At 54.7% G+C, this 10,510-nt stretch carries 4 protein-coding genes and 3 pseudogenes; 1 reads left to right on the forward strand and 6 read right to left on the reverse strand.

The genetic code is table 11. From position 1 onward, the window contains the following. Positions 1 to 179: 179 nt before the first annotated feature. The 5 genes and pseudogenes from ACOZ32_RS01120 to ACOZ32_RS01140 form a co-directional block, all read right to left on the reverse strand. Positions 180 to 725, reverse strand: a complete 546-nt coding sequence (locus ACOZ32_RS01120; protein ID WP_010890481.1) for a TATA-box-binding protein — start codon at positions 723 to 725, stop codon at positions 180 to 182. Further along, positions 722 to 1,231, reverse strand: a pseudogene (locus ACOZ32_RS01125) (helicase); the annotation flags it as partial. The gene ACOZ32_RS01120 and the pseudogene ACOZ32_RS01125, both read right to left, overlap by 4 nt. A gap of 15 nt (positions 1,232 to 1,246) precedes the next feature. Next, a complete protein-coding gene (locus ACOZ32_RS01130; RefSeq protein ID WP_006183907.1) occupies positions 1,247 to 2,521 on the reverse strand; it encodes an IS4-like element ISH8A family transposase in 1,275 nt (424 codons plus the stop codon). A gap of 113 nt (positions 2,522 to 2,634) precedes the next feature. Beyond that, positions 2,635 to 5,073, reverse strand: a pseudogene (locus ACOZ32_RS01135) (helicase-related protein); the annotation flags it as partial. After that, positions 5,070 to 9,254, reverse strand: a complete 4,185-nt coding sequence (locus ACOZ32_RS01140) for a class I SAM-dependent DNA methyltransferase (RefSeq protein ID WP_012289586.1) — start codon at positions 9,252 to 9,254, stop codon at positions 5,070 to 5,072. The pseudogene ACOZ32_RS01135 and the gene ACOZ32_RS01140, both read right to left, overlap by 4 nt. Before the next feature lie 57 nt (positions 9,255 to 9,311). Here ACOZ32_RS01140 and ACOZ32_RS01145 point away from each other — a divergent pair, with 57 nt between their 5' ends. Continuing rightward, on the forward strand, positions 9,312 to 9,458 hold the full coding sequence (locus tag ACOZ32_RS01145) for a hypothetical protein (RefSeq protein WP_157849928.1): 147 nt from the start codon (positions 9,312 to 9,314) through the stop codon (positions 9,456 to 9,458). Between the two features lie 507 nt (positions 9,459 to 9,965). Here the strand turns inward: ACOZ32_RS01145 and ACOZ32_RS01150 are convergent. Continuing rightward, a pseudogene (locus tag ACOZ32_RS01150) lies at positions 9,966 to 10,510 on the reverse strand (replication protein); the annotation flags it as partial.

Consider the following 10,510-nt stretch of genomic DNA (forward strand, 5'->3'; position numbering starts at 1 on the left):
CTACCGAATCAGACAACTGAATCTGCGGAAATTTGTGTGACCGATGTATGCTGTGTATCCATTAGGGATCTGTGAAGGGTTTGTAGAATGATAGGTTCTTTGACGGTCAATACGCACACCTACTTACCGGCTGATTCACCGAGAATAGTATCTGACTAATAAGGTTTAAACAAATCCGATTAAACTAATTCTTGGACTTTCGACTGAAAGTACTCATACGCTGATTCAGCCGTTTCGGTGTCTTTGGCTCCCGTGATAACCATCTTCCCGTTAGCGAATACTAGCAACACGGCACCGATCTCCTCGGGTCGGTAGACAAGTCCTGGGAACTGCTCAGGCTCGTACTCCGTCACTTCCAATCCTAGTCCGATTGCGAGGGCATTCAGAGAAACTAGCTCGTCAAGCATCGCCGTACAAACGACGTTCTCGACGGTGAACCCGGTCTGCGTGTCTTCCTCGGTCACACCTAGATCCGCAAGCATCCCCAAGAACTCCTCATTCGTCTCGTGCAGCGACTCCATACTGGCGCACCCGGTGATGATGTACTTCCCGCTCCGATATACCGTGATGAGTGGTCCGTTTTCTTCGAGACGAACGTAGAGGCCGTGGTAGTTCGATGGATCGTACTCTGAATACGGCGTGGACAAGTCAGCTTCCAAGGGCTCAACATCCAGCTCCACTCCAAGATCGCCGGAGCCAACGATGTTCGCAATCTCGACCGTCATCTCTCTCCCGGTTGATTGTCGAGAACCAGTGATGTGGTCATCAACTCTGGCTCCTCAGGGGTGACGTGTTTTTCCTCTTCCAAGCGGGCTAATTCCTCGTCACGCTCACGCCGAAGCGACTCCAGCTCACGTTTCGCGTTCCCGATTGGCGCGGACATGTCTTTCCCCTGCTCGTCCTGCTGTTCGTAGCTCTCTAAACGCTCCTCCCACTCACTAATCTCTTCCTCGAAGTGCTGTTCAGCGTGTTGCCGCTTAATCTCCACTTCTCGTTCCCGTTCTTCACGCGCTTCGTCAGCAAACGATTCAACCTGCTCCCACGCCTCCATCTCCGCAATACTGTGGAGGTCCTCTGCCATCGACGTCAGTTGGTCAAGGGTTGGCGTCGAGCCGACTTCACCGGGTGGCAGCGTATCCACAAACTCTGGCTTCCTCGTACTTACTTCGCTCTCAGACGTCACGTAGAGCGGAACCAGTTTCTCAGTCACCGCTTCACCGGCTCCAGACACGTCATCCGTCTTTAGTTAAGCCTCACACCTCGGTTGTGTAGTGGTAGCGAGCGTCTCTTGTAAGATTGGTCGTTGCTTGTGGATCTTCTGAGCGTCTTCGATCAGCCGGTCGAGCAGCGGCGGTGGTGAATAGCCGAGGAACTCACCGAGTTCGTGGAGAATGAGCTGGGCGTGCGACCGGAAGGTCGCCGCCCAGCGCTCTGTCGGAAACACAAGCTCATCATCCGCCTGCTCAGTGACTAGATCCAACAGATCGCGGCTTACAAGCAGCGACAGCAGCGCTGCGTACAATAAGATCCTCACCACGTGTTCGTCACTCGTGTCGAACTCGTCCAATTCGTACTGCGTCTTCAGCTCCCGGAACAGCAACTCAACTTCCCACCGACAGCGGTAGATCTCCGCTAAATCCGCCGGAAAGAACTCCTTCCTCGCTAAATTCGTCATGTACAGGTGGTAGTCGTCGGCGTCCTCGTCGCGGACGCCGACGACGCGAAATCGCTTCGTATCTAGTGACCGCGTCCCATTGTACGGCCCTCGTTTGAATTCGACTTCGACTTCTACATCGATGTACTTCCGATCGAGATCGTCGAGAACAGCTCGGAGCTGCTTGCCCTCTAAGGGAATGGCGCGACCGCGCCATTCCCGTAACTCTCTCGTAATCAGCGGATTCGCGTTCTGCTTCAGCCGACTCACGAAGTAGCCGTCGTTTTCGTCGATCAGCGCAAACCGGCGGTACTTGAAGTAGGCGAGATCGAACAACACGAGGCGATTCTCAAGCCACGGCCCTGTTTTGAACAAGGTGCTGTCGTGCGTTTTCTCGTTAGCAGTATCGAGCCGTTCAATCGTCTGCTCTGTGGCATTGTGGAGCAGGTGGAGCTTCGCTCCAGCCTGCTCCTCGTGGCGGGCTTCGAACTGATCTGAGAGAAATTCGTGTAACCGCAACACCGTTCCATCAGCGATCATCACGTCTCTAAATCGGTCGATATCAGCGTCAACAGCGTTAGGAACAGCGACCTCGTCGAGACCATGCTCAACGAGGTCGCGGAGATACTCCGCAAGCGTCGGTGTCAACCGCTGATAGAATCCACCCGGAGAGATCGTCTCATCGGCAGTCGAGTTGTAACAGCGTCTAAACCCGGCGAGTGTTCGGCTTTCGCCTGCGGCGAAGCCGAACACGAATGCCCAAACGAAGGCAGGGATCTGGAGCTTGCGGTCACGTTCGACCACGCCGAGTTCCTCGGCGTGCTCTTCAAGGAACTCAGAGGGAAACAGTGTAGTGAGCCGACGCATAATCCGAGATGAGGAGTCCTTGTCGTGCACAGACTGGACTTCCTCATTCCTTCCGAAAGGTGCCTCGATAAGCCGCCGCTATCACGCGGTTTCTCGCTTAACTAAAGACGGATGCCAGACACGTATCCCAACCGGTACGTGAAAAGGATGCCCGGAGCGGGTTCTCCATCACTGGCGACCTTGACGGCGACTTGCCCGTCGATACGGTTCGAGTCTAAACAGAACTCGATCAGCGACTGCACGAGAGGATGGTCCAACGCGATGAAATCAACGTCGTCCTCCTCCATCGCCACTTGACGCGTGAATGTCGCCTGCTCGTACCTCCCTGCGACTTGGTCCCCGGAGAGGACATCGGGAACGTCGAGTTGGAAGACGTCTCCGCCAGCACGAGCGGGCCCGGGGCGCACTCCTCGGATATCGCCGCCGAATTCGTCGAAGAACTCACGGACCAGAACCTCGATGTCGTCTTCGCTGACGTCGCCGTGCTGACTCCGCTCGATTACGTCGAGGATTTCGTCGTCTTCGTCGGAGAGGTCGAAGCGGTCTCGGATGAGAAATTCGTTCTCGACCGTCTCTAGCGCGTTCTTCCGCTCTTCGATGGTCTCATCGATATCGGCGACAACCTCGTCTGTCGGGCGATCCTCAGCGATGGCAGCCATGATCGTGTCGTCGAGATCGACGTCTTCCAGGACACGACCAAGCACGTCGGAGCGCATGCCGAGGTCTGACTCGATCTGGTCCGTCTTCTCGACTAGCAGGTTCAGTATCTCGCTCTCCCGCGTATCCTTGAAGAAGAGATTCCGAATCTCGACGGTCCGTTCCTGTCCGTATCGGTGGAGCCGCCCCATCCGCTGATCAATTCTAGTTGGCGACCACGGCAGGTCGAAGTTCGCCATAATGTGGGCGAACTGGAGGTTCAGACCCTCCTGAGCCGCATCTGTTGCAATCATTATATTTTTCTCGTTCTCGAAGTCCGCCATCTCTTGTCGACGGCGGTCCTGATCCAGGTCACCGTAGACTTGCGCGATGTCGTATTCGGCGAACACCCGGTCGCGGAGATACTCAAGGGTGTCAGTGTACTCAGTGAAGATGAGGATTTTCTCGTCGGGGTCTTCAGTGAGTATTCTGTCGACGAACTGCTTGAGCATCTGCGCCTTCGAATCAGTCTCGATGCTCTTGGCTTGCCGCCAGAGCTGCTTGACGCGGTCGAGCTCTTCCTGTATCTGTGACTGATTCAGCGTGACTGTGACCGTTTCCAGCGCCGCCTCGACGCGTTCACGCTCGGCATCCGTCAGCGTCTCCGGTTCGGTGCTGTATCGAGGGATGAGTTCCTGGACGTCGTCGGGCAGGTCCTCGGCAACGGCGTCGTTTTGGATGGCGCGCATCCGGTTTTCCAGCGACTTCTGGATGGCGTAGATGCTCGACACGAGGCGCTTCTGGTAGATGACCATCGTGAACCCCGCCGCCTTGTTCTCTTCCTGCTGAGCGAGGTTGTAGTACTCGCGGATGTATTCGGTGACGTCGTCGTACAGCTTCCGCTCGGCTGGCGACATCTCGACGCCGAGCGCCTCGATGTTCTTCTCGGGGAACATACGCGTCCCGTCGGTCTCGTACATGTCTTCCTTCAGCCGGCGGATCATCAGGTCGTCGAGCTCGTCCGGGTGAATCTGCGACTCGTGCCCGAAGCGATACGGGTCCAGCAGATTCACCATGAAGTAGAACTGGTCGGACTTTCCCTTGTGCGGCGTCCCGGTGAGAAGCAGGAGGGCGTCGGAATTCTCGGCCACCGCTTCCCCGACCGTATACCGTTGTGTGCGTTCGATAGATTCGTCGCTCCCTCGGCGGGCGGTCAGGTGATGCGCCTCGTCGAACACTGCGAGGTCCCACGGGACGTCGAGGTTGCGGAGGGCTTCGAGGACGTCGTCCTGTTTCGCAAAGTCGATGGACGTGATGATGAGGTCTTCCTGCAGCCAGACGTTCTGGTTCGGGTGGGAGTTCCGGTGTGTGCGAACCGTCTCGCGGTCGTAGATAACGAAGTTCCGGTCGAACTTCTCGCGCATCTCTTGTTGCCACTGCACGGTGAGTGGTGCTGGCGCGACGATGAGCACCCGCTGGGCACGACCTCGGGCGATGAGTTCCTCTGTAACGATACCGGCCTCGATAGTCTTCCCAAGGCCGACCTCGTCCCCGATGAGGTAGCGGTGGTCGTACGAGTTCAGAATTTCGTAGGCGGCCTGAACCTGGTATGGTTCGATCTCGATGCGGTTGTTCGTCAGCGAGAGGAACCGGTCGTATCGGTAAGCAAGATCGAGGCGGGTCGCACGCTCCCGGAGGTCGTGGTGGATAGGAGAATCGATTTGCCGGGCTGCGAGCCGGTCAATGATGGAGTCGATCCGCTCGATGTGGGGCAGGCCACTCGGGAGCTTTCGGAGTTTTCCCTCTGTGGTGTAGATATGGAGGAGTTGGCCTCCGTTTGGGCGGTCCTCGATCTTCGTGATTTCGCCCCGCCCACCGGCGAACTTGACGTGATCGCCGACCTCAAAGTCAGTCATTCCTCTAGTGAGGTTTCAATAATATCAATCTCTTCAGTGGAGAGATCGTACAGGCTATAGACAATCTCGTTGATTAGTGTATCTGTCTTGTTGATTTTCTCATCGAGTTCGTTAGCATCTTGTCTGACGTCTTCGTATTTCTCTAAGCCGTTTTTGATAGCATCAAGATCCGGGAGTACTAGATTTTCAAGTCTCTCCAACGGGGAAATCGTCTTTGTCGCACTTTGGCGGAAATCTGCAAATCCACCTGCTCGACTAACTGCCTCTGGGACGAAAATCTCGATCAGGGTCCTCTTTTTATCTGAAAGGCCCGTGAATACCATCGCATCATATGTTTCAAATTCATTCTCGGCTAATCGACCGTACCGGTCTGTTTCTCGGGCGTCCTCATCATCAGGCTTATAGCTAACATCTACAGACATCACGAGCTTCGAGTTGTCACCACTGAACGAAACACCCTCAATGCGAAGCCCATCGAGGTCTTCACCTGTCTCCGAGAGCAGCGTATCAGCGACCCCAGGTGCAGGCATGTGTAATTCCTGAAGAGATTTTCCTTCGAGATCCTCAGGGATACCAGCAGTCGGGATGCCCAAGTAATCCAGCAAGGCGAGATTCAGACTCTCCCGTTCTTGTTTAAGCTCGCTTATCCGATCTGTGAGTTCAGCGAGGAAATCATGCGCTACATCGTCCTTCTCGGGCTTAGGTCTCGATGCGCTCCCCTCTAGATAAGCTTTGTAGCTATCCAACGCTGTTGAAACCCGACTACCACGTTCTGGGTCAGGTGTATCAATTGAGATGGAAGGTACAGGGACTTGCTTCAACTGTGGGGCTTGGAACTGGAAATCTCCTCCTCTCATCCTCAGAGCACCAAACATTCCTGAATATAGGAATAGAACTACGTTACTATTGAGAATGGCTCCGTAGTATCTGATGTCAAGATTTGAGTCGTAGAACAGATTTGTATCTACAGATGCATATTCCCCATCTGTATCAACGAACGCCTCCAAGATCGACGCAACTTTCGCAAATACCAATTTTTCACTATTGTATTGTGACCTTCGGAGGTCGGTGATAATGGGATGGTCAATATCTAGTACAGGCTTTGTGTAGTAGTCTCCCTGGTGCCTGACTTCTTCTGAATTCCAGAATGATTGGAAGGGGTCGATTCCTCCTGTTTTGATGAACTTCTTATTCGTCTTACTAGGAGGTTCTTCACTTAGGGCAACCGTGAATTCCTCTGCTTCACTTGCCGTACTAGACGCTTGCACAGTTCCTTCGCTGTCTAACTGGACAGTGTCCTCAACTGTGCTCCAGAAAGCATCCTGTTCTTCTAGATCAAGCAATAGAGGCCCCCAGAGGTTGTTACCGATTTTGGTCAGTTTACTAGGAGCGCAGACATCCATCTGTTCACTACCGGTTGAGATTGAAACCGTCGAAACAGGCTTATCAATCTCAATATTGTCAACACCTTCGAAGTCTCTTTCTGTTCTGAAAAAGGGAATGACGGGGTATACACTGGGGTCTTCGAATACACCAAGCTGGGATACGTCACATATTTTCCACATCTGGTGGTTGTCGATGATGTACTCTCGGTACGTCTTCGCGTAAGGAGCAGACAAATGTTTGTTTGGAACAATCAGTCCAACAACGCCGTCCGTTCGGGATAATTCAAGACTTTGTTCTAAGAACAGGACATAGATGTCATAAGCGTCCTTAGCCGAATTGAATCGTTTTTTCCACAAGTCCTTCTCATGCGTAGTAATATCGTTCAGCTCGATGGCGTTGATATAAGGCGGATTTCCGAGAACAACGTCAAATCCAGGGTTCTCTTTCTCTTCCCCAGCTTCGTCGTAGAAAATGTCTGGGTACTCTAAGCGCCAGTTGAAGAAGGATTTCTCTTCGGCAAGTTCTTGCGCCTCAATGAACCAATCTTTCGACTGTATATCCTCCCACTGACTGTCGCTCGTCAGTGACTTAGCCATCTGCTCGTAGGCACCGTTCGGAACATTAACCTCAAACTCCTCGGCGGTGTAAACATCAACAATTGCTTCGAGACGCTGACGAAGAACATTCGCCTCGAACTCACCATACTTTTTCTCCATTGCTTTCACATCTTCAAGTTCCTCGTTTTCGATGGCGATGAGATCGGCGTGTATTGCCATCAAGTTCTCCATCGTCCCTTCAAACGTCATCCCGAAGTCAATTAGCGTGGAATTGGGGCCCTCAGCCTCTGCAGCTCCATTGCGTTCGAGGGCATCAATTTCCTCAACGTTTGAGCCAACGAGTGAGTTACCGGTCTTCAAGTGGTGGTCAAGGAAAGCTAGCGGCTGTTCAGCAGCGAGCGTCCGCAGCCACAACGAAACCTTAGCCAACTCTACAGCCAGCGGATTCAGGTCAACTCCGTAGATACAGCGCTGGGCCACCTGCCGACGTGCCCAATTGATGTCATGATCTTGATTGACTGTCTCGATGCCCTGTTGTGCAGCTTGCCTCTCTTGGGCGTCAATGATTTCACGGGCCAGGTAGTCGATGGCGCTCGTGAGGAAGTGTCCACTCCCCATTGCCGGGTCAAGAATCTTCAGGTCGAAGATGCGCTCGGCGAACTCCTCCGCGAAGCCACGATCTTCACCCCGAGCACTTCGGCCGGCGAGGTCTGCGCGGATGTCGTCAACGAGTGGTTCGAGCGTGTTCTCGACGATGTACTCGACGACATACTCGGGCGTGTAGTATGAGCCAGTGGCCTTCCGTTCCCCACTGTCTGTCGTCAGGTACACTTCGCCCTCCTGCACGACGACGTCGTCACCTTCGTCGGCGCTGACGTACTCACCGTCGTCGAGAGCTAGCGGCTCGTCAGCGACGTTGAGCTGGTACTCCAGCAGTCCCTCGTAGATACTCCCGAGGTGACGGACGTCGAGTGAGGAGTAATCGACGAAGATCTTCCCGCCACCGTCGTTGTTCTTACTCCGCGTGAGGAGTTCGACGACTTTCGCCAGGTAGGCGTCGCCGACATCGTGATTGGCGAGGAATTTCGCCTCCGCGCTGTCGTCCTCGTCCGGATCCGTCCGGAACAGACCGCCGTTGTAAGCGGGAATGTAGAGGTCTTCCTCAGGGATGCCGCGGGACTTGCTGCCCTTATTAATAAGGGTGAACAGCTCGTCGAGTCGGGACTGGAGGTTATCCTGCCAGTCGCGGTACTTTGGATCGCCACTATCGAGTTCCTCGGCGATCTCCTGCTTGAGGGAGTTTAGACTGTAGGACTGCTCGTAGATCTCGTTGCTCGTGTCCAGCAGTTCCCGACCCTCAGCTTCGGCATACAGGACGAAGATGAGCCGATACAGATAGATAAGGGAGCTGTCGTGAATGAGGTCGAGATCGCCCTCATCGAGATCGTTCTCGGGGTACTGGAGGTATCCTTCCGAGAGAATCTTGATGGCCTCGTAGATGTTGTCCTGGAGGTCCTCCCCTAACTCCTGAGCAAAGACGTTGGACTCGTCATAGACGTCGTCGAGGAAGCAGTCACCGCTCCCGTCATCGAGGAATGCCTCGTGGCGGAAGAAGAGGTAGAAATACTTGAAGTCCTCAAGGTCGCCACTCTCCAGAATCGTCGGCAGATCCACCTCGTAGTAGGAGTCGAGGCGGTGGCTGGTCGGGCCGTAATAGAGCCGCCACTTCTTCCCGTCAGTCAGGACAGCCCAGCGGGCCGGCGTCTCTTGCAGGTAGACGTGAATCTGGTAGCTTGGGTTCTCGAAGTCGCGCTCGTGTTCGCCGCTGCCACGCGTGTCCAGCGGACGCCCCCAGCGCTTGGCGTCGGCGACTGCGACGGCGTTCTCGTAGAAGTCGCCGCCCTCCTCGCGACGTTCAAACGCATCACGCGCAGCATCCTCCGTGTCGAAGAAGCCGTAGTCGGGCCGGCGCTGCGTGCGGCTCGTACTCTCTTCGACTTCGAAGGGGATGCCCAGCTTCCGGAACATCGGCCGGATAAACTTCTCTTCGAGCTGGGACTCATTCCGCTTCGGTGCGGTATCCTTCTCGCGCTCCCAGAGGGCCATAATGTCATCGTAGGCCTCTTGGAGTTCCTCGTCGCTGACCTCGTCCCATTCTTCGGTTTCGGGGAGGTGCTCGTCGAGGTAGTGGTTCGAGAACAGGTCGCGGTTCGTACGGTAGGTAAGTGCCGTTTGCATGGATTATTGTGGTGTAGTAATGAGAAACCGATCCACATTCTTGCTGTCGATAAACGTATGAGCGACATCTTCCGTATCAGCAACGTCGATATCGATATCCTCACTGGTCTCGATTTCGAGCTTTTCGAGATCGGAGGTAGAGACGTTAACACGCCCGAAGTTGCCGGGATTTCGAGAGATTATCTTGTGAACCATTCGAGATAATCTGATTCCTTCTCGGTCCTCCGTTAGTCTTTCCCTACCGATACTGAAATCGGAATACCTCTGTTTCGGGTGTATCAACTGCAGATACACTGAGGCAGTACGGTGTGGTTTGACATTGTGCCCTTAGGCACTCTCCAGCCGTGATTAGCGATTAGGTATAGATGTGATTCAAACTGCTACCGGTGACTGACACGCTCGGGTCCCTATTGGAGTGGTTCTTGTAACGAATAGCTACTTAGATCGTAGCTGAAGAAGTGCCGTAACACGTACCTGCTCCGTGTGCTCGGAGTGGATGTCGATACGCTGGTTGATCCACACGAGTCTTATCGTCTCCGCAATCTTCCGTTCTCGCTCCCCCACACATCTCATCGTAGTATTTGTGGATAATTCAACTCCATTCAGTCGCATGCCAGGATATCGTCGATGACTCGGTCCCGATACTAACGTAACTGGACAGTGCCATTCAAGAGAGGACGTACGGAGTCTTACTTGCATCCCCCAACCGAGCTAATCGCTTGATACCGCCGCGGTCAGCGTCTGTTGGTCTGGTGCCGTACCCGGTGGTGGCGACCCAATTCTTGCGACCGTCGACGGCGGCCCATCCTCCTCAACTCCGTCAACGTACACCCGCAGAATGTGCTCGTACTGCTCCAAGACAGGATGCGCCTCAAGCACCTCCTCGAATACCACTGGCTGTGAAAACGCCTCGACAGACGCCGCACTCGCTGTGTCCGCTCCAAGTTCGTGGGCAGCACCAAGCAACACCGCATCCCACCGCCCGTCCCCCAGCCCGGTTGCCGCGATCTCTCCATCATACGCCTCACTGTACGGCTCGCTCTGCCCGTTCCCCGACACCCACCACGGCTCCAAGTACGCCCTGTACTCCCCAGGCCCAACCCGTTCGACGATATCCAGCGCCCGCAACCGTTGGAGATACCGGTCAACCGAATTCTGCGACGACACCTCCACGAGATCCCCACGAGAAACCGCCCCATCACTCCCTAGCAGTGCCCTCACCATTTTCTGGATCGCCAGCTTCGGCCGCTCACCCT

This window comes from Halobacterium sp. MBLA0001 (assembly GCF_049705385.1).
Taxonomy (GTDB): domain Archaea; phylum Halobacteriota; class Halobacteria; order Halobacteriales; family Halobacteriaceae; genus Halobacterium; species Halobacterium salinarum.